This is a genomic window from Streptomyces sp. TOM-9 (genome assembly GCF_056858595.1).
In genome coordinates this window covers 3,739,750-3,758,683 of the sequence record NZ_JBXEQB010000001.1, presented here as the reverse complement: position 1 = coordinate 3,758,683, position 18,934 = coordinate 3,739,750, and the positions used below count along the sequence as shown (strand labels likewise).

18 protein-coding genes and 1 tRNA gene are annotated in these 18,934 nt (G+C 72.8%); 15 read left to right on the top strand and 4 right to left on the bottom strand.

Going from position 1 to position 18,934, the window contains the following annotated elements; all coding sequences use genetic code 11:
- The first annotated feature begins 41 nt into the window (after positions 1–41).
- The 6 genes from AC1VWI_RS17525 (at position 42) to AC1VWI_RS17500 (ending at position 6,581) form a co-directional block, all read left to right on the top strand.
- Positions 42–1,946 (top strand): hypothetical protein, encoded by a 1,905-nt coding sequence (locus AC1VWI_RS17525; protein WP_499511952.1) that lies wholly within the window; start codon positions 42–44, stop codon positions 1,944–1,946.
- 49 nt (positions 1,947–1,995) lie between these two features.
- Entirely contained in the window at positions 1,996–2,853 is an 858-nt protein-coding gene (locus tag AC1VWI_RS17520; RefSeq protein ID WP_499511951.1) for a hypothetical protein, read from the top strand.
- A 17-nt stretch (positions 2,854–2,870) separates the two neighbouring features.
- Positions 2,871–4,178 (top strand): Ig-like domain-containing protein, encoded by a 1,308-nt coding sequence (locus AC1VWI_RS17515; RefSeq protein ID WP_499511950.1) that lies wholly within the window; start codon positions 2,871–2,873, stop codon positions 4,176–4,178.
- Positions 4,175–5,149, top strand: a complete 975-nt coding sequence (locus tag AC1VWI_RS17510; RefSeq protein ID WP_499511949.1) for a sortase domain-containing protein — start codon at positions 4,175–4,177, stop codon at positions 5,147–5,149. Before AC1VWI_RS17515 ends, AC1VWI_RS17510 begins: the two co-directional genes overlap by 4 nt.
- 70 nt (positions 5,150–5,219) lie before the next feature.
- A complete protein-coding gene (locus AC1VWI_RS17505; RefSeq protein ID WP_499516838.1) occupies positions 5,220–5,984 on the top strand; it encodes a phosphate ABC transporter ATP-binding protein in 765 nt (254 codons plus the stop codon).
- Positions 5,985–5,993: 9 nt separating this feature from the next.
- Entirely contained in the window at positions 5,994–6,581 is a 588-nt protein-coding gene (locus AC1VWI_RS17500) for a flavoprotein (protein ID WP_499511948.1), read from the top strand.
- Positions 6,582–6,886: 305 nt separating this feature from the next.
- Here AC1VWI_RS17500 and AC1VWI_RS17495 read toward each other — a convergent pair.
- Positions 6,887–6,959, bottom strand: a tRNA-Arg gene (locus tag AC1VWI_RS17495).
- A 304-nt stretch (positions 6,960–7,263) separates the two neighbouring features.
- Here AC1VWI_RS17495 and AC1VWI_RS17490 point away from each other — a divergent pair.
- From AC1VWI_RS17490 to AC1VWI_RS17475, 4 genes are all read left to right on the top strand, one after another.
- Positions 7,264–8,931: a dynamin family protein gene (locus AC1VWI_RS17490; protein ID WP_499511947.1), complete on the top strand. Its 1,668-nt coding sequence runs from the start codon at positions 7,264–7,266 to the stop codon at positions 8,929–8,931.
- 4 nt (positions 8,932–8,935) lie between these two features.
- The gene (locus tag AC1VWI_RS17485; protein ID WP_499511946.1) at positions 8,936–10,534 is read left to right on the top strand and encodes a GTPase; all 1,599 of its coding nucleotides are present in this window, start codon (positions 8,936–8,938) and stop codon (positions 10,532–10,534) included.
- Positions 10,535–10,649: 115 nt separating this feature from the next.
- Positions 10,650–11,093 carry a single-stranded DNA-binding protein gene (ssb, locus tag AC1VWI_RS17480; RefSeq protein ID WP_499511945.1) on the top strand — a complete coding sequence of 148 codons (444 nt, stop codon included), beginning with the start codon at positions 10,650–10,652 and terminating at the stop codon, positions 11,091–11,093.
- Positions 11,094–11,326: 233 nt separating this feature from the next.
- Complete coding sequence (locus AC1VWI_RS17475; RefSeq protein WP_499511944.1) at positions 11,327–12,739, top strand: LAETG motif-containing sortase-dependent surface protein; 1,413 nt, start codon at positions 11,327–11,329, stop codon at positions 12,737–12,739.
- Positions 12,740–12,930: 191 nt separating this feature from the next.
- Here AC1VWI_RS17475 and AC1VWI_RS17470 read toward each other — a convergent pair whose 3' ends face one another.
- Positions 12,931–13,947, bottom strand: coding sequence for a DNA-directed RNA polymerase subunit alpha (locus AC1VWI_RS17470; protein ID WP_499511943.1), 1,017 nt, complete (start codon positions 13,945–13,947; stop codon positions 12,931–12,933).
- A 206-nt stretch (positions 13,948–14,153) separates the two neighbouring features.
- Here AC1VWI_RS17470 and AC1VWI_RS17465 point away from each other — a divergent pair, with 206 nt between their 5' ends.
- Entirely contained in the window at positions 14,154–14,375 is a 222-nt protein-coding gene (locus AC1VWI_RS17465) for a hypothetical protein (RefSeq protein ID WP_499511942.1), read from the top strand.
- Positions 14,376–14,500: 125 nt separating this feature from the next.
- Positions 14,501–14,626: a hypothetical protein gene (locus tag AC1VWI_RS17460; protein WP_499511941.1), complete on the top strand. Its 126-nt coding sequence runs from the start codon at positions 14,501–14,503 to the stop codon at positions 14,624–14,626.
- A 63-nt stretch (positions 14,627–14,689) separates the two neighbouring features.
- On the opposite strand, the gene AC1VWI_RS17455 is transcribed toward AC1VWI_RS17460, so the two are convergent.
- Positions 14,690–15,490, bottom strand: a complete 801-nt coding sequence (locus tag AC1VWI_RS17455; RefSeq protein WP_499511940.1) for an SDR family NAD(P)-dependent oxidoreductase — start codon at positions 15,488–15,490, stop codon at positions 14,690–14,692.
- Positions 15,491–15,700: 210 nt separating this feature from the next.
- Between AC1VWI_RS17455 and ettA the strand changes: the two genes are divergently transcribed.
- From ettA to AC1VWI_RS17440, 3 genes are read left to right on the top strand one after another with little or no spacing between them, the layout of a single operon-like run.
- Positions 15,701–17,365, top strand: coding sequence for an energy-dependent translational throttle protein EttA (gene ettA / locus AC1VWI_RS17450; RefSeq protein WP_499511939.1), 1,665 nt, complete (start codon positions 15,701–15,703; stop codon positions 17,363–17,365).
- Positions 17,366–17,372: 7 nt separating this feature from the next.
- Complete coding sequence (locus AC1VWI_RS17445; protein ID WP_499511938.1) at positions 17,373–17,825, top strand: acyl-CoA thioesterase; 453 nt, start codon at positions 17,373–17,375, stop codon at positions 17,823–17,825.
- Entirely contained in the window at positions 17,822–18,514 is a 693-nt protein-coding gene (locus tag AC1VWI_RS17440) for a DUF8010 domain-containing protein (RefSeq protein WP_499511937.1), read from the top strand. The genes AC1VWI_RS17445 and AC1VWI_RS17440 overlap by 4 nt, the downstream gene beginning before the upstream one ends.
- On the opposite strand, the gene AC1VWI_RS17435 is transcribed toward AC1VWI_RS17440, so the two are convergent.
- Positions 18,515–18,919, bottom strand: coding sequence for a globin (locus AC1VWI_RS17435; RefSeq protein ID WP_499511936.1), 405 nt, complete (start codon positions 18,917–18,919; stop codon positions 18,515–18,517).
- Positions 18,920–18,934: the final 15 nt, after the last annotated feature.

The following is an 18,934-nucleotide window of genomic DNA, read 5'->3' as shown; positions in this document are numbered from 1 at the left end:
GCACCACCCCGTCCCACCCGCGCCCGATCGGACGACCTGACATGATCACACGATCAGCCCGCCGTATCGCCGCCGTCCTGGCCGCCTGCGTCCTCGCCGTACTCCCGGCCGCCGAAACGGCGTCGGCCGCCGCCCCGCAGGCCGCCGCCTCGCACGCGGCCGCCGCACGACCCGGCGCGGGCCCGAACGGGCGCACCACCTTCGGCGTCCAGCCGTCCACGGCCGACAAGCCCGACGGCCGGCCCAACTACTCCTACGGCGTGACCCCGGGTGCCGTCATCCGGGACCACATCGCCATCTGGAACTACAGCGCCAAGCCCCTGACGCTGAGCGTCTACGCCGCCGATGCCATCAACTCCGCCGAGGGCGGCTTCGACCTGCTCGCCCGGGCCGCCAGGTCCAGCGACGCCGGCACCTGGATCAAGCTCGGCAGGTCCCGGGTGACCGTGGCCGCCCGTTCCCGCGTCATCGTCCCCTTCACGCTGACCGTGCCGCGCACGGTCGCCCCCGGCGACCACCCCGCCGGCATCGTCGCGTCGCTGTCCGCGGTCCGCACCGGCGCCAAGGGCGACCGGGTCCAGGTCGACCAGCGCGTCGGCGCCCGGATGTACCTGCGGGTGGCCGGCCAACTCAGGCCGCTGCTCGCCGTCGAGGACCTGCACACCGACTACCACGGCACGGCCAACCCCTTCGGGACCGGCACCGCGACGGTGTCGTACACCGTGCGCAACACCGGCAACGTCCGGCTGGCCGCCGAGCAGACGGTCCGCGTCCGCGACGCGTTCGGGGGCATCGCCACGGTGAAGGGCTCGCGCGACCTCGCCGAGGTCCTCCCGGGCAACGCGCTGAGGATCAGCGTCACGGCCACCGGCGTCCTGCCGACGGTGCGGGACACCACCACCGTCTCGGTCGACGCGGTCTCGGTGCGCGGTGACGTCGCGATCGCCGACCTGCCGAGCCTGACCCGCTCCCAGGGCTTCTGGGCCGTGCCCTGGTCCCTGTTCGCCGTCCTGGCGGTCGTCGCCGCGGTGGCCGTCGCATGGTGGGTCCGCCGCCGGCGCCGCCGCCGCGGACCGCGTCCGGACGCCGCCCGCACCGCCGGGACCGCGCCGAAGAAGCCGGCCCCCGCCTCGCGTGCCTCCGCTCCCGTCGCCATGGTGCTGGCCGCTCTCTCGCTGTGGGCGGCCGCGCCCGCGGCCCACGCCGCGGCGCCCGGCGACCTCACGGTCGCGCCGCAGCACGGCAGCGCCGCCGAGCCCATCACCCTGACCGCCGCCGGGCCCTGCCCCGACGGGACGCGGAACGTCATCGCCCGGGTCAAGGGCGCCGGATTCCCCCGCGACGGCAAGATCGTCGTCGGCAACTCCGAGATCGGCACCTACCCTTCGGCACCGGGCGGCGGGCTGGTGATCCCGCTGACCTACACGATGCAGGACTACGCCCACGACGCCGGCTTCAGCACCCTGCGCGGCACCTACACCTTCACCGTCAGCTGCCTGGAGGCCCCTTTCGGCCTCAAGAGCCTGCGGGACCTCACCGGTTCGCTCCGCTTCACCTCCGGCACCACCTACACGGACGGCACCCGGGCCACCCCCGAGAAGCCCGCGGCGGGAACCTCCGCTCAGCCGGGCGGCACCGCACGTCCGGGGCAGTCGTCCACCCCCGGCGGGTCGGGCCGGACGGCCCCCGCCGACGGCCAGGGCGGTCAGGGCGGTCAGGGCCTCGTGCCCCCGGCCTCCCCGGACGCCTCCGGTGCGCCTGCCCAGGGCGGTGTCACCGGGGTCGTGAACGCCGCCTCGGCCGACCCGGCCGGGGACGCGCACGGCTCCCTCGTCGCCTGGTCGCTCGGCGGCTTCGCGGTCGCCTTCCTGGTGCTCCTGGCGGGCGCCGCCCAGTGGGTGCGGGGGCGCAGGGGACGTGCCGCGCGGGCGGACACGTCCGGCTGAGCACCCGTCACCCCGTCCATTCACCAAGCAAGACAAGAGGAGAAAGACAGTGTCCTTCACACGCCTGCACCGCTCGACCGCGGCCGCACTCGGCTCGCTCGTCCTGGCCGGCGGGGCGGTGGGCATCATGGCCGCGACCTCCGCGCACGCGGAGACCATCGGCACGCTGAAGGTGACCCCGGCCACCGGCTCGGACACCGTCGGGATGGCGTTCGACACCTCGGGGCCGTGCCCCGCGGCGGCGGCCAACGTCATCCTCAAGGTGCAGGGCGAGGGCTTCCCGGCCGAGGGCCAGAACGTGGTGGGCAACTCGGAGATCGCCATCTACCAGCCGGCGCCCGGCGGCGGCTTCTCCGTGCCGTTGATGCAGACGATGCGCGACTACGCGAAGGACGCGGGGTTCAAGGAGCTGAAGGGCCGTTACGACTTCACCCGGACCTGCCGCAACGCCTTCGGGGCCGACACGTACGGCGACTTCACCACCGCCATCTGGTTCACCACCAACACCACCTACCAGGACACCGACCCCGCGGGTGGCACCCCGACGCCCACGCCGACCCCGAGCACCACCCCGACGAACACCACCACGCCGACGGACAGCCCCACGCCGACGACGGACCCGACCGACACCGGCGAGCCGACGGACACCGACGAGCCCACGGACACCACCGGTGGTGACACCAGTGGTGACACGGGTGACGACACCACGGGCGGCGATTCGCAGGACATCTCCACCGAGGTCGACGGCGGCGCCTCGGGCGGTGACGACGACTCGCTGGCGGCCACCGGCGCCGACGCGGGCTGGCTCGCCGCCGTCGCGGCCGCCCTGGTCGGGTCCGGCACGATCGCCGTCCGGCAGGCCCGCCGCCGCGGTCTGCTGTCCTTCACCGACTCCTCGAACGACTGAGACGGCGGGAGACGACCATGAAGATCACCACCGTACGCCGGCGACTGTCGCTCGTGCTCGCCTCGGCGATCGCCGCGGGCGGCATCGCCGTCGCCGCCGCCGGGACCGCCAGGGCCGAGGTCATCGGCTCCATGGAGGTCGCCCCGGCCACCGGCACGGACGTGTCGGGGATGTCGCTCACCACCTCGGGGCCCTGTCCCGAGGACGCGACCAACCTGATCGTCAAGGTGAAGGGCGCCGGCTTCCCGGCCGAGGGCCAGAACGTGGTGGGCAACTCGGAGATCGCCATCTACCCGGCGGTGCCCGGCGGCGGGTTCACCGTGCCGCTGATGCAGACGATGCGCGACTACGCGAAGGATGCGGGCTTCACCGAGCTGAAGGGCCGCTACGACTTCACCCTGACCTGCCGCAAGGCCTTCGGGGCCGACACCTTCGGCGACTTCACCTCGGCCATCTGGTTCACCACCAACACCACGTACCAGAGCACCCCGCCCCCCACCCAGGTCGCCACCACGACCACCCTCGCCGCATCCCCGGCGAGCCCGGTGGTCCAGGGCACTTCGGTGAAGCTCACCGCGACGGTGGCCCCCGCCGCGGCCGCGGGCTCGGTCCGCTTCCTCGACGGCGCGACCCAGATCGGCTCCCCGGTCGCGGTGTCGAACGGCGCGGCGTCGCTGACCACCACCGCCCTGGGCGTCGGCACCCACGCGCTGAGCGCGGCGTTCACCCCGGCCGACGCGGCGGCGTACAAGCCGTCGGCTTCCGGGGCGCTCCCGTACACCGTCAAGGTCAAGCCCCCGGTCGTCGTCACGGCCCCGAAGGTGACCGGCACCGTGAAGGTCGCCTCGACGGTGACCTGCTCCGCCACGTTCGGCGGGGCGACCTCGTACGCGTACGCCTGGCTGCGCGACAACAAGGTCGTCAGCGGCGCGACCGCGAAGACCTGGGGCCTGACCTCCGGCGACTACAAGCACAAGGTCGCCTGCCGGGTGACCGCCAAGAACACCACCGGCAGCACCGCGGCGACGAGCCCCGCGGTGACCGTGGGCGTCGGCCCGGCCCTGAAGAACACCAAGCTGCCGACGATCAGCGGCACCGCCAGGACCGGCAAGCGGCTCACCGCCAAGGCCGGCAGCTGGAAGCCCTCGGCCACGTCCTACAGCTACGAGTGGCGGCGCGACGGCAAGGCGATCCGCGGTGCCACGCACTCCACGTACGTGCTGACCAAGGCCGACCGCGGGCACCGCGTCGCGCTCAAGATCACCGCGAAGCGGTCGGGCTACACCAACGGCAGCGCCACCTCCAAGTCGGTGAGGGTGGGATGACCCCGGTCGGCACCCCGGTCCGCGTGGCTCCCGCCCACGACCGGCCCGCCCCCTCGGGGAACGGGCCGGCGGACCTCACCCCGCCGGGGCCGGAGGCCGGCCGGACGCGCACCACGCGTCCGGCCGGCCCCGGCCTGCGGGTCGCCGGGGCGGCCCTGAGCATCCTGGCGGCCCTGCTCCTCGGCTTCGTCGTGGACGTGGGCCTGCTCGGCCAGGTCCGCCACGCCCGCGACCAGCAGGTCGACTACGCCGCGCTGCGCAATGACCTCGCCAACGGGGTGGCACCCGTGGGCGGTTCGGGCGACGGCGTCAAGCCGCTCACCACCGGTACCCCGGTGGCGGTGCTCTCCGTCCCCGGGCTCGGACTGCGCGAGGTCGTCGGCGAGGGCACCACCTCGGAGGTCCTGACCCGCGGCCCGGGCCACCGCCGTGACACGCCGCTGCCCGGCCAGGCCGGCACCAGCGTCATCATGGGGCGCCAGGCCACCTACGGAGGCCCCTTCCGGCACCTGGGCGGCCTCCACCCGGGCGAGCAGCTCACCGTGACCACCGGCCAGGGCGTGCACCGCTACCGCGTCGTCGCGGTCCGCCGCGCCGGTGACCCCCAGCCCGCGCCGCCCGCGGCCGGCAAGGGCCGCCTGACGCTGATCACCGCCGAGGGCACCGCCTTCATGCCGCGCGGCATCCTGCGGGTGGACGCCGACCTGATGTCCGACGTCCAGCCCGCCTCCGCCCCCGCCGTCCTGCCCGGCGCGCTGCCGGCCGACGAGACCGCCATGGCCGTCCAGGAGACCGCCTGGCTGCCCGTCGTCCTGTGGGGCCAGGGCCTGCTCCTCGCCGCCGCCGGCCTCGCCTGGGCGCACGCCCGCTGGGGACGGCGGCACGCCTGGGTCGTCGGCGTCCCCGTGCTCGGCCTGCTCGGCCTCCTCGTCGCGGACCACGCGGCCCTGCTCCTGCCCAACCTGATGTGAGGACCCGTTCGTGACCGAGACCACCATCCCGCTCCCGCCGATCACGCAGGACGCCAGCCCCGGCGCCACCCTGGAGGCCCGCCGCATCTCGTGCTGGTTCGGCGACCACAAGGTCCTCGAACGGGTCTCCCTGACCATGCCCGCCGGGGAGGTCACCGCCCTCATCGGCCCCTCGGGCTGCGGCAAGTCCACCTTCCTGCGGACCCTCAACCGGATGCACGAACTCGTGCCGTCCGCCGCCCTGGCGGGCGAAGTCCTGCTGGACGGCGAGGACATCTACGCCCGCGGGCGCCGCCTCACCGAGGCCCGCCGCCGCATCGGCATGGTCTTCCAGAAGCCCAACCCCTTCCCGGCGATGTCGATCTACGACAACGTCACCGCGGGCCTGAAGCTCACCGGGCAGCGGGTCCGCGACGCCGCGAAGGACGCGCTCGTCGAGGAGTGTCTGACCAAGGCCGGCCTCTGGAAGGAGGTCCGGGCCCGGCTGCGCCAGCCCGGCGGGGCCCTCTCCGGCGGTCAGCAGCAACGCCTGTGCATCGCCCGCTCGCTGGCCGTACGGCCCAAGGTGCTGCTCATGGACGAGCCCTGCTCGGCCCTGGACCCCACCTCGACCCGGCGCATCGAGGAGACGATCCGCGAACTGGCCCACGAGGTCACGATCGTGATCGTCACCCACAACATGCAGCAGGCCGCCCGCGTCTCGGACCAGTGCGCCTTCTTCCTCGCCGAACAGGGCACCCCCGGCGGCATCGTGGAGCACGGGCCCACCCCCGCCATGTTCGGCAGCCCGACCGACCCGCGGACGGCCGACTACGTGGAGGGCCGGTTCGGGTAAGGGGTGTCCATGCCTCCTCACACCTCCCCACCCCAGGTGCGGCCGGGCCGCGGGGTCCTCGCCGTCGTCGGCTCGGCCGCCGACGGCGTCGAGACCCTGCGCGAGGGCCTCGTCCTGCCCGCGCTCGCCCGCGGCTGGCGCGTCGCCGTCACGCTCACCCCGACCGCCGCACGCTGGCTCGGGGAACAGGGCGAGACCGGGCGGCTGCGCGACGTGACCGGCCTCCCCGTGCGCGACCGGTCGCGGCTCCCCGGCGAGCCGCGGCCCCATCCGGCCGCCGACTGCTGCGTGCTGGCCCCGGCCACCGCCAACACCCTGGCCAAACTCGCCCTCGGCATCGCCGACAACCAGGCCCTCACCCTGCTCGCGGAGGTCCTCGGCACCCCGCACGTGCCGCTGGTCGCCGTCCCGGCCGTCAACGCGGCCCACGCCCGCCACCCGGCCTGGCCCCGCCACCTCGCCACCCTCCGCGCGGCCGGCGTCCACCTCCTCCACGACCCGGACGCCCGGCCCCTCCCGGAACCGGGCGAGGCCCCCGACGGCCGCGGTCTCCCGTGGGCCGACGTCCTGGACGCGGTCGACCGTACGACGCGATGACGGCGGCGGTCCGTCCGTCGCGAGGCAGAGGCGGAGACCGGCCAATCGTGAACGGCCGATTCAGGCGCGGCGTGGGTTGCGGGAAAGCCGCTCCCGGGCTGCCGCCGGGCGTCGCCCCGACGGCCCTCCTACGGCACCGGACGCCCCGCCCGCGGGCCCCACTGACCGCCGCCGCCCCGGCCGTTGCGACCCCGCCCCCACCCCGCGACCCGCACGCCGTGCGCACCCCCGGCACGCCCGCGCGACCGCCGTCGTACCCGTGGTGACCAGCAAAAAAGCCCCTCCATAGGGAGGGGCGCAGTGGGTGCCCCCGGCAGGACTCGAACCTGCGGCCAAGCGCTTAGAAGGCGCCTGCTCTATCCACTGAGCTACGGGGGCCGGACGTTGGCCGCGACCGAACCCGCCCCTTGTGTCGACGGTTCCGTGACCTTGCCGGGGACAAGGATAGGGCGCGGCTGATGTGCGGCCGGTTGCTTCGCCTTCATGACACGTTGTGTAGGTTCGGTGAAGCGGTCTGATAATCGCAGGCAGGTGCGAATGTCGCACCAGTTTTGGCGCCTCAGCCGACGGCTGTTGTGCACTCGTTATGCCGGTGTCTCTTCCGGCCCTTCTGTCCCGTTCCGGTCTTCTTGCGGGCCGAAAGACGTGAACTAGGCGGAATACGCTTCAAAAACCCACCAAAATGGGGCATTCTGCCACTGTGGCGATCTTGGATGTACGGCCCGAACTCCTCGACGCGCTGTCGGCGCTGCGCGATCGCGTCGCGGACGCGCGCTTTCCCCTCCCCCTTCCCGGAGCCGAGCGGGCCCGCCGCACACGTCAAGAGCTGCTGGCGCAGCTCGACGACTATCTGGTGCCCCGGCTGAAGGCGCCCGAAGCGCCGCTGCTGGCCGTGGTGGGCGGTTCGACGGGAGCGGGGAAGTCCACGCTCGTGAACTCGCTGATCGGGCGGCGGGTCAGTGACGCGGGCGTGCTGCGCCCCACGACGCGCACACCGGTGCTGGTGTGCCACCCCCAGGACCGCGCGTGGTTCGCCGATCCGCGGGTGCTGCCGGGCCTGGCCCGTGCCTGGGCACCGCGACCCAGGACCGCGGCAGACGCCGACGGGGAGGAGAGGCCGGACGGGAACGACGAGGAGCGCGAGGCGGAGGAGACCAGGCTGTGGCTGCGCCTGGAGACCGACGACACGCTGCCGCGCGGACTCGCCCTGCTGGACGCGCCCGACATCGACTCCCTCGTCTCCCGCAACCGCGAGCTCGCCGCCGAACTGCTCTGCGCGGCCGACATCTGGATCCTGGTGACCACCGCGTCGCGCTACGCCGACGCCGTGCCGTGGCACCTGCTGCGTACGGCCAAGGAGTACGACGTCACCCTGGCCACCGTCCTGGACCGGGTGCCGCACCAGATCGCCGAGGACGTCTCGCAGCACTACGCGGCGCTGCTGACCCGGGCCGGGCTCGGGGACGTACCGCGGTTCACCGTCCCGGAGCTGCCCGAGTCCGCGGGGGCGGGCGGGCTGCTGCCGCACACCGCGGTGGCGGCGCTCGGCAGCTGGCTCGCGCACTGCGCCGAGGACCCGGCCGCGCGGCACCAGGCGGCACGGCGCACCGTGACCGGGGTGCTGGGCTCGCTCGGCAACCGGCTCCCGGAGCTGGCCGGCGCCTCGGCCGCGCAGCACGCCGCCGCGGTACGTCTGACCCGCCATGTGGACAACGCCTACGACGAGGCCGAGTCGCGCGTGCAGGAGGCCGTCGGCGCCGGGGCGCTGCTCGCCGGGGACGCCCTGGCCAGCTGGCGCGGCTACCCCGACTGCGGTCCGGCGGCCCTGCTGTGCGCCCTCGCCGAGAGCCTGGCGGTCCAGCTGCGCACCGAGGTCGCGGCGGCGGACGAGCGGACCCTCGACGCCTGGCGCGGCGACCGTGCGGGCGCCGTCCTGACGGAGGACGCCGACCCGGAGGCGGCCGCCGATGACGCCGCCGAGCGGATCGAGGACGCCGTCGACACCTGGGGGTTCACGGTGAACCGCCTCGCGCACCAGTCGGTGCGCGGCAGCGCGGAAGGCGTCGACCCGCAGCACGCGGCGGCACTGATCGCGGTCGCCGTGCTCGGCGGCCGCAAGGGCACGGTCGCGGGCGAGCGGCTCGCCTCGCTCGTCGGCGCGCAGGCGGCGCTGCGGGCGGGCGACCGGGCGCGCGAGGAGCTGGACCGGCTCGTCGGCGACGTGCTCGACGCGGAGCGGGAACTGCGGGTGCTCCCGGTCGACGCGCTGGATGTGACGGCGGCCCAGCAGGCGTCGCTGATCGCGGAGCTTTCGGTCGTGCAGAAGTCGTACGGACTCCAGGAGAGGTGATCAGGTGCTCACAGAGCGGGTGGACGCCCTGTCGGAGCTGCTCGGGCTGTCGCGCACCCGCGTGAGCCACGAGGCGCTCGACGGGGCCGGGGAACTGCTGGAACGGGTCGGCGACCGGCGCCGGCTCTCCGCGGACCACACGGTGGTGGCGCTGGCGGGGGCGACGGGCAGCGGGAAGTCGTCCCTGTTCAACGCGCTGACCGGCCTGGAACTGTCGCGGATCGGCGTCCGCCGGCCCACCACCTCGGCGCCGGTCGCCTGTGCCTGGGACCCCCGGGGCGCCTCCGGGCTGCTGGACCGGCTCGGCATCGGGCCCAAGGCGCGGTTCGCCCGGCACAGCGTCCTGGACGAGGGGGCGGAACGGACGGACGACGGGCCCGCCGGCCTGGTCCTGCTCGACCTGCCGGACCACGACTCGGCGGCGACCGCCCACCGCGACCAGGTGGACCGGGTGCTGAAGCTCGTCGACGTGATCGTGTGGGTGCTCGACCCGGAGAAGTACGCGGACGCGGCGCTGCACGAGCGCTACCTGCGGCCGCTGGCCGGGCACGCCGACGTGACCGTCGTCGTCCTCAACCAGATCGACCGGCTCCCGGAGGAGGCCGTCGAGCAGGTCCTGGACGACCTGCGGCGGCTGCTCGACGACGACGGGCTCGCCGTCGGCGAGCACGGCGAGGACGGCGCCATGGTGCTGGCCACCTCGGCGCTGAACGGTGACGGCGTGCCGGAGCTGCGGGCGGCCATCGGCCAGGTCGTGGCGGAGCGCGCGGCCGCGAGCCGGCGGCTGTCCGCGGACGTGGACGGGCTCGCCGAGCGGCTGCGCCCGCTGTACGTCGCCGAGGGGATGACGGGGCTCACCGACCGGTCCCGCGAGGACTTCACGGCGAGCCTCGCCCACGCCGTGGGCGCCGCGGCGGCGGGCCGGGCGGCGGAGCGCACCTGGGCCAGGGCCGCCGAGGAGGCGTGCGGCACCCCGTGGCGGCGGCTGCGCCGCGGACGTGGCGCCGATCTGCGCGACGGCATCCTCGACGGCCGCCGTCCGGCGCTGTCGGCGTCCCGCGCGTCGGTCGACGAGGCGGTGCGCGCGGTCGCGGCGGAGGCGGTCGAGGGGTTGCCCGCTCCCTGGGCGCAGGCGGTACGGGAAGCCGCGCGCCGCGGTGGCCGCACGCTCCCGGAGGCGCTGGACGCGACGGTGGAGCGGGTGGCGCCGGACGAGCCGCTGCGTCCCCGGTGGTGGACGGTGGTCGGTACGGCGCAGTGGCTGCTGGCGCTGCTCGCGACGGTGGCGCTGGCGTCGGGGATCGTGACGGCGGCGGGTGCGTTGCGGCTGCCGTGGTGGCTGCCGCCCGTGCTGCTGGCCGTGGGCGCGCTGGGCGGTCCGCTGCTCACCCGGGTGAGCCGGTTCGCGGCCCGGGGCCCGGCCCGGCGGCACGGCCAGGCCGCGGAGCGGCGGATGGCCGACGCGGCGGCCGACTGCGGGCGGGCGCGGGTGCTGGAGCCGCTGGCGGCGGAATTGCTGCGCTACCGGGAAGTGCGGGAGCAGTACGGGGTGCTCTCCGGAAACCACTTCCGGGTGACGGAGTTGTCCACAACAGGCCAGTAATCCACAGGTTGAATCCCATTTCTCCACGGGGGGCGCGGCGGGCGCACCATGGAGCCATCGCGGGGCCGGCGGCAGGGGGCCGCCGGCCGGCGACGGCAACGGGGGAGCAACGGCAATGAACGAGACACTGGTCACCGTCGTGGGGAATGTCGCGACCAGGCCGGAATTCCGGAAGACGCCCACGGGCGTGCCGGTCGCCAGGTTCCGGCTGGCGACGACCGCGCGCCGCTGGGACCGGGAGCGTGGCGGCTGGTCCGACGGGCACACGAGCTTCTACACGGTGTGGGCCTGGCGGCAACTGGGGGAGAACGTGGTGGCGTCGGTCGGGGTCGGCGAACCGCTGCTCGTCCAGGGACGCCTGAGAGTGCGTGAGGAGGAGCGCGACGGCCAGCGCTGGATCTCCGCCGACGTCGACGCGATCGCCTGCGGCCATGATCTGACGCGCGGCACCTCGGCGTTCCGGCGGGTGTCCGTGGGCCGCCCGGAACTGGTGGTTCCGAATTCCGCCGCGGGCGCCGGGGAGCCGCTCGCCGATCCGCTGGCCGCCCTGTCCGGATAAGCCGGACAGCTGAGCATTCGCCCGGTGGTAAAACGCCGATGATTTATCGACAATTTCATGTCTATGCCTACGCGCGGGTAACGATTGCGATTCGAATTCCCGGGCGGCCGTGAATCCTGGTGGCTTTGGTGCGGTTGGTTCCTAGGATTCTGCGGAACCCCGGCTTTCCGCGGGGATCCACAGCTGTCGGCGAGGCGTGCCCCCACGACCAGCCTCGCCCGGAGGGGAAATTCATGTTCACTGTACGGAGGCGGGGAGCTGCCCGTCTTGCCGTAGCGATGGTGGCCTCAGGCCTCCTCGCCGCGGGTTCCATAGCCGTTGCCGGGTCCGCCATCGCGGACGACGCGACCCCCACCGCGCCCGGTGCGACGGCGACGCTCGGCGGTTTGAAGACCTTCGACGCGGCCGTCATCAACGACGGCGGCAAGAAGGACCCGGTCAGCGCCGGACTCTTCGAGATGTCCGTCGACGGCGGTGGCACGATCCAGACGTACTGCATCGACCTGCACAACCCGACCCAGGGCAACGCCGCCTACAAGGAGGTCTCCTGGGACGAGTCGAGCCTCCACGACAACGCGGACGCCGGCAAGATCAACTGGATTCTGCAGAACTCCTACCCGCAGGTGAACGACCTCGCGGCGCTGCAGAAGACCGCGGCCCTGTCCGGCCCGCTGACCGAGAAGCTCGCCGCCGCGGGTACCCAGGTGGCCATCTGGCGCTTCTCCGACAAGGCCGACGTGACGGCGGTCGACCCGGTCGCCGAGGAGCTCGCGGACTGGCTGCAGGACCACGCCAAGGACCTCCGGGAGCCCGCGGCGTCGCTGACCCTCGACCCGCCGGCGGTCTCCGGCAAGGCCGGTGACCTGCTCGGTCCGATCACCGTCCACACCAACGCCTCCACCGTCCAGGTGAGCCCCGCGCCCAGCAACCCCTCCGGCGTCAAGGTCACCGACAAGAACGGCACCGCGGTCACCTCCGCCAAGGACGGCGACGAGGTCTACTTCGACGTCGAGGCCGGCACCCCCGACGGCACGACCTCGCTGACCGCCACCGCGAACACCAAGCTCCCGGTCGGCCGCGCGTTCACGGGTGTCAACAGCACCACGCAGGTCCAGATCCTCGCCGGCTCCAGCGACAGTTCCGTCTCCGCGACGACCACCGGCACCTGGGCCGCCAAGGGCCCGATCCCGGCGGTCTCCGCCGAGGTCAACTGCGCCAAGAACGGCCTGGACGTGACGGCCGCCAACGAGGGTGACAAGCCGTTCACCTTCACGCTGGCCGACAAGGAGTACACGGTCGAGGCCGGGAAGTCCGAGACCATCACCGTGCCGGTGGCCGAGGACCAGCACTACAAGGTCACCATCACCGGCCCCGAGGGCTTCGAGAAGACCTTCGAGGGCGTCCTCGACTGCGAGACCGCCGGCAACGGCGGTGACACCCCGTCCTCCTCGCCCAGCCCGGCCTCGGCCGGCGGCTCCTCCGAGGGCACCGGTGACACCGGCTCCACCACCGGCGGCGACCTCGCCGAGACCGGTTCGAGCAGCGCCACCCCGGTGATCGCCGGCATCGCGATCGTCCTGGTCGTCCTCGGTGGCGGCGCGGTCTTCTTCCTCCGCAAGAAGAAGGCGGCCCCGTCCGCCGAGTGAGCTGACACCACTGGCCGCTCCTGAGCGAAGGGGGCGGAGGTCGACAGACCTCCGCCCCCTTCGCCGTTCCGCGGCACGCACGGACGCCCGGAACAGGTCTGCGGTCCACCCCGACCGGCGGACAGCGGCCTGGCGGCGCCGCAGCGTTCCCCTCGGAGTGATCTCCGAGGGGAACGCCATGTGGCACGGGCTCAGTACTGCTCGGTCTCCACGAAACCGGCGTCCGCGCCGTCGTCCGCGCCGAAGGCGGCGGCGGTCGGGTCGAATCCGGGCGGGCTGTCCTTCAGGGCCAGGCCCAGGCCGGCCAGCTTCGCCTTGACCTCGTCGATCGACTTCGCACCGAAGTTGCGGATGTCGAGCAGGTCGGCCTCGGAGCGCGCCAGCAGCTCACCCACCGAGTGAACGCCCTCACGCTTGAGGCAGTTGTAGGAACGGACGGTGAGCTCGAGCTCCTCGATCGGCAGCGCCATGTCGGCGGCGAGCGCGGCGTCCGTGGGGGACGGGCCCATGTCGATGCCCTCGGCGTCGACGTTGAGCTCGCGGGCGAGCCCGAACAGCTCGACCAGGGTCTTGCCGGCCGAGGCCATCGCGTCGCGGGGACGCATGGCCTGCTTGGTCTCGACGTCGACGATCAGCTTGTCGAAGTCGGTGCGCTGCTCGACACGGGTCGCCTCGACCTTGTAGGTGACCTTGAGCACCGGGCTGTAGATGGAGTCGACCGGGATGCGGCCGATCTCCTGGCCCTGCTGCTTGTTCTGGACGGCCGAGACGTAGCCGCGACCGCGCTCGACGGTCAGCTCCACCTCCAGCTTGCCCTTGCCGTTCAGGGTGGCCAGGACGAGGTCGGGGTTGTGCACCTCGACGCCGGCCGGGGGCGCGATGTCGGCGGCAGTGACGACGCCGGGGCCCTGCTTGCGCAGGTACATCACGACGGGCTCGTCGTGCTCCGAGGAGACGACGAGCTGCTTGATGTTGAGGATGAGGTCGGTGACGTCCTCCTTGACGCCCGGCACGGTGGTGAACTCGTGCAGGACGCCGTCGACCCGGATCGAGGTGACGGCGGCGCCGGGGATCGACGACAGGAGGGTGCGGCGGAGCGAGTTGCCGAGGGTGTAGCCGAAGCCCGGCTCCAGCGGCTCGATCACGAACCGGGAACGGAACTCGTCGACGACCTCTTCGGTCAGTGAGGGACGCTGAGCAATCAGCACGGGGTATTGCCTCCAGTGTTTGGCGCCCGCTATGTGACGCCGTAGACACCATGAAGGGTACGGGTGGTACGGCCCCCCGCGTGGCTGACCCGCCCGTCCGCCGGTCGGCCGGCGGCCCGGCGCCTGCCGGAGCGAGTACAACGATCAGCTATCCGTGCCCCCGAGAGTCAGCCACTGGGGCATTTCGTGGGTGCATACTGGGGGCAATGACTAAGCCTGCTGCACCGAAGCGTCATTTGCCCACCAGCCCCTTCAAGGCCCCGGTCGCGCCCGCTCCCAAGCACTTCGCGGTCGGCGACCAGGTCACGCACGACATCCACGGTCTCGGGCGGGTAGTCGACGTCGACGAGGGAACCGCGGTCGTCGTGGATTTCGGCTCGGCGCAAATGCGGATCTTGAGCCCGTACAGCAAGATGACCAAGCTGTAGGACCGCTGTGCCGGGTCACGGCACGCCAGGGTCCTTCAGGGGGTCCTGTTACGAAAGGGAAACCTCTCATCGATGTGACGTCGCTGTTCTCCGCCCCGGAAGGGCAACCCCGCGGTACCACCGCAGTGTCGCCGTCTCCGACGACGAACCCCTTCCAGGCCCCGGACTTCGGGGAGGACGAGACCTTCGCTCCCGAGGACGTGCAGGAGCCCGCCTCCGGCACGCGCGCCCCGCGGCCCAAGCGCACGTAGCCCCCACGGGTGCCGGCGGTTCCGTCGGCACGCAGAGGGACGACCACGGAACCAGGCCCGTACTCAGCCGCTGACGGATCCGCAGCTGAGGTTCACCACGGTTCCCGTGATGGCGCCCGCCCGGTCGGACGCCATGAAAGCGGCCGTCTCCGCCACTTCGGCCAGCCTCGGCAGCCGGCGCAGAGCGGTGCCCCGTTCCATGTAGGCCTTCACCGTGGGGCTGTCCTCGGGATCGGGCTCGGCGTCGTCGATCATGCCCCAGGACACCCAGGCTTCCGGGATGCCGTCCGGGCGCAGGCAGACGACGCGTACGCCGCGCGGTCCGACCTCACCGGCCAGGTGCCGGGAGAGCAGTTCCACGGCGCCGCAGGCGACGCCGAAGCCCCCGGTCGCATGGAAGCCCTGGTCCCGGCCGGAGAGGTGGGCCGCGGTCGTGGAGAAGGTCACGATCACCCCCGAGCCCTGTTCGGCCATGTAGCGGGCCGCCGTCGTCGCGGTGACGAAGTTGGCGGTGGCCGCGGTGGTGATCGGCGTCAGGAAGTCGTCCACGGACATCCCGGTCAGCGGCGTGCCCTGCAGGTCACCGCGGATGCTGACCGCGTTCACGGAGACGTCGAGCCGGCCCGTCGTGCGGACCACCTCGGCGGCGTGCCGCTCGACCGCCTCCCGGTCGAGCGCGTCGACCTCGGCGACGTCGGCCCGGCCGCCGGCGGACTCGATCTCCCCGGCCAGCTCCTCCAGCCCGGCGAGCCTGCGACCGGTGAGGAAGACCCGTGCCCCCTCGCGGCCGAAGGTCCGGGCCACGGTCCGCCCGACCGCACCGCCCGCGCCGTAGACGACCGCGGTCTTGTTCTCCAGCAGCATGTCCGGTCCCCCTGATCAGAGTCTTTGTCGATCGTGCGGGCACCCTAGACGCCGGTACCGACAGACGGACTCCCGTGTGCGGTTCCGGCGCGCCTGCGGAGCCGGCCGGAAGCGTGAGGGACGTCGCCCGGGTACTCGTTTCCGCCCAGGGGTGGACGGCTGGCAAGATGGGGTGTATCTGCCCACACATCGAACGCCGGACGGTTTCTCTTGGCTGAGTTCATCTACACCATGCGCAAGACGCGCAAGGCGCACGGCGACAAGGTGATCCTGGACGACGTCACCCTGAGCTTCCTGCCCGGTGCGAAGATCGGTGTCGTGGGGCCCAACGGCGCCGGCAAGTCCACCGTGCTCAAGATCATGGCGGGACTGGAGCAGCCGTCCAACGGCGACGCGTTCCTCTCGCCCGGCTACTCGGTCGGCATCCTGCTGCAGGAGCCGCCGCTGGACGAGTCCAAGACCGTGCTGGAGAACGTCCAGGACGGTGTGGGCCCGGTCAAGGCCAAGCTGGACCGGTTCAACGAGATCGCCGAGCTGATGGCGACCGACTACTCCGACGCGCTGCTCGACGAGATGGGCAAGCTGCAGGAGGAGCTGGACCACGCCAACGCCTGGGACCTGGACGCCCAGCTGGAGCAGGCGATGGACGCCCTCGGCTGCCCGCCCGGCGACTGGCCGGTGGTCAACCTCTCCGGTGGTGAGAAGCGCCGCGTCGCGCTCTGCAAGCTGCTGCTGGAGGCCCCCGACCTGCTGCTGCTCGACGAGCCCACCAACCACCTGGACGCCGAGTCCGTGCAGTGGCTGGAGCAGCACCTGGCCAAGTACGCGGGCACCGTCGTGGCGATCACCCACGACCGGTACTTCCTGGACAACGTCGCCGAGTGGATCCTCGAGCTCGACCGCGGCCGCGCCTACCCGTACGAGGGCAACTACTCCACGTACCTGGAGACCAAGCAGTCCCGTCTCAAGGTCGAGGGCCAGAAGGACGCCAAGCGCGCCAAGCGGCTCAAGGAAGAGCTGGAGTGGGTCCGCTCCAACGCCAAGGGCCGCCAGGCCAAGTCCAAGGCCCGCCTCGCCCGGTACGAGGAGATGGCCGCCGAAGCCGAGAAGATGCGCAAGCTCGACTTCGAGGAGATCCAGATCCCGCCGGGCCCGCGTCTGGGCAGCATCGTGGTCGAGGTCAACAACCTCTCCAAGGCGTTCGGCGACAAGGTTCTCATCGACGACCTGTCCTTCACGCTGCCGCGCAACGGCATCGTGGGCATCATCGGCCCCAACGGTGCCGGCAAGACCACGCTGTTCAAGATGATCCAGGGCCTGGAGGCCCCGGACGCCGGCACGATCAAGGTCGGCGAGACGGTCAAGATCTCCTACGTCGACCAGACCCGCGCCAACATCGACCCCAAGAAGACCCTCTGGGCGGTCGTGTCGGACGAGCTGGACTACATCAACGTCGGCCAGGTCGAGATGCCGTCCCGCGCGTACGTCAGCGCCTTCGGCTTCAAGGGCCCGGACCAGCAGAAGCCGGCCGGCATCCTGTCCGGCGGTGAGCGCAACCGCCTCAACCTGGCGCTCACCCTCAAGCAGGGCGGCAACCTGCTGCTCCTCGACGAGCCGACCAACGACCTCGACGTAGAGACCCTGTCCTCGCTGGAGAACGCGCTGCTGGACTTCCCCGGCTGCGCCGTGGTCGTCTCCCACGACCGATGGTTCCTGGACCGGGTGGCCACCCACATCCTCGCCTACGAGGGCGAGTCCAAGTGGTTCTGGTTCGAGGGCAACTTCGAGTCGTACGAGAAGAACAAGATCGAGCGGCTCGGCGCCGACGCGGCCCGGCCGCACCGCGCCACCTACAAGAAGCTCACCCGGGGCTGAGCGGGAGATGGCCCGGCACATCTACCGCTGCCCGCTGCGCTGGTCGGACATGGACGCCTTCGGGCACGTCAACAACGTGGTCTTCCTCCGCTACCTGGAGGAGGCCCGGATCGACTTCATGTTCCGGCTGGCGCCCGGGGAGGGCAGCGAGTCGTTCACGGGCGGGTCGGTCGTCGCCCGCCACGAGATCGACTACCTGCGCCCGCTGGTCCACCGGCACGAGCCGGTGACGGTGGAGACGTGGGTGACCAAGGTGGGGGCCGCCTCACTGACCGTCGCGTACGAGGTCAAGGACGCGGAGGCGGTCTACGTGCGCGCCTCCACGATCGTGGTGCCGTACGACCTCGAGAAGGGCCGGCCGCGCCGGATCACGGCGGAGGAGCGGTCCTTCCTCGAGGGGTACTTCGACGACAGCGCGGGCTCGCCCGGTGACGCCGGCAAGGGGGCCGTCGCCGCATGACGGCACCCCTGCGACTGGCCGATGCCAGGGAGGCGGACGGTTTCGCCGCCTTCCTGGCCCGGCTGCTGCGCTGGGACAAGGCCGCCGTCGTCCGGCTGCGCGCCTCGGGCACGGTGCTCGCCGTGTTCGGGCAGCCGCCGTTCGGCGGCGGGGTCCTGGCCGTCCGCACGGCCGAGCTGGACGGGGCCGCCGGCGACCTGGACTCGACCGTCTCGGCCGGGCAGTTGCTCGACGGCATCGACGAGGTGACGGGCACGGTCGCCGTGCCCGCGGCCGTCACCGGGCCGGCCTGGGCCGGCCTGCTCCCGCCGCGCGGCGGCTGGGAGCGGGTGCGGGGCCTGCCGTCCGTGGAGGACGTGCGCGCCGTGGCCGCCGCCGCGGTGACCGAGTTCCGCGACCGCAGCGAGGCACTGCGGCCGGAGAGCCGCACCCGCGCGGAGCTGGACGCCATCGCCGACGACATCTGGTCCCGGCAGCTCGGCGTCACCGGCCTGCCGCTGCGGGTGGTCCACGCCGCCCACGCGCTGGGCTTCCTCCGCCCGGTGCGCACCCCCGTCCCGGCACCGCGTACGGGCGGCCGGCCGGCGGTGGAGCTGCTCACGGTGGGGCCGTGGCTGCGGCTGCGCACGCCGTACGGCTCGGTCGCCGTCCGGCGCGGGGCGCCGGGGCTGTCGGTCAGCCCGGTGTGATCATCCCGCGGTGTTCACCATCGACGCCGCCGCGTAGACCAGGTAGTCCCACAGCTGCCGCTCGTGGTCGGGCTCCAGTTCCAGCTCGTCCACCGCGGTCCGCATGCGCCGCAGCCAGGCGTCGTGGGCGGCCTGGTCGACCCGGAAGGGCGCGTGGCGCATCCGCAGCCGGGGGTGTCCGCGGTTCTCGCTGTACGTGCGGGGACCGCCCCAGTACTGCATGAGGAAGAGCCTCATGCGCTCCTCGGCGGGCCCGAGGTCCTCCTCCGGGTACATGGGGCGCAGGATCGGGTCCTCGGCGACACCTTCGTAGAAGCGGCGGACGAGCCGCCGGAAGGTCGGCTCGCCGCCGACCGACTCGAAGAACGTCTGCTGCTCGACGGTGCCCCGCGGGATCTCATTCACGCCTCCCATGCTCTC

Bases quoted from the DNA above. Each gene is read 5' to 3' on its own strand.
- AC1VWI_RS17455 (WP_499511940.1), bottom strand. From the start codon at position 15,490: ATGCTGCTGGAGAACAAGACCGCGGTCGTCTACGGCGCGGGCGGTGCG.
- AC1VWI_RS17490 (WP_499511947.1), top strand. From the start codon at position 7,264: ATGGGGCATTCTGCCACTGTGGCGATCTTGGATGTACGGCCCGAACTC.
- AC1VWI_RS17445 (WP_499511938.1), top strand. From the start codon at position 17,373: ATGGCCCGGCACATCTACCGCTGCCCGCTGCGCTGGTCGGACATGGAC.
- AC1VWI_RS17475 (WP_499511944.1), top strand. From the start codon at position 11,327: ATGTTCACTGTACGGAGGCGGGGAGCTGCCCGTCTTGCCGTAGCGATG.
- ssb (WP_499511945.1), top strand. From the start codon at position 10,650: ATGAACGAGACACTGGTCACCGTCGTGGGGAATGTCGCGACCAGGCCG.
- AC1VWI_RS17500 (WP_499511948.1), top strand. From the start codon at position 5,994: ATGCCTCCTCACACCTCCCCACCCCAGGTGCGGCCGGGCCGCGGGGTC.
- AC1VWI_RS17510 (WP_499511949.1), top strand. From the start codon at position 4,175: ATGACCCCGGTCGGCACCCCGGTCCGCGTGGCTCCCGCCCACGACCGG.
- AC1VWI_RS17465 (WP_499511942.1), top strand. From the start codon at position 14,154: ATGACTAAGCCTGCTGCACCGAAGCGTCATTTGCCCACCAGCCCCTTC.
- AC1VWI_RS17515 (WP_499511950.1), top strand. From the start codon at position 2,871: ATGAAGATCACCACCGTACGCCGGCGACTGTCGCTCGTGCTCGCCTCG.
- AC1VWI_RS17440 (WP_499511937.1), top strand. From the start codon at position 17,822: ATGACGGCACCCCTGCGACTGGCCGATGCCAGGGAGGCGGACGGTTTC.
- AC1VWI_RS17525 (WP_499511952.1), top strand. From the start codon at position 42: ATGATCACACGATCAGCCCGCCGTATCGCCGCCGTCCTGGCCGCCTGC.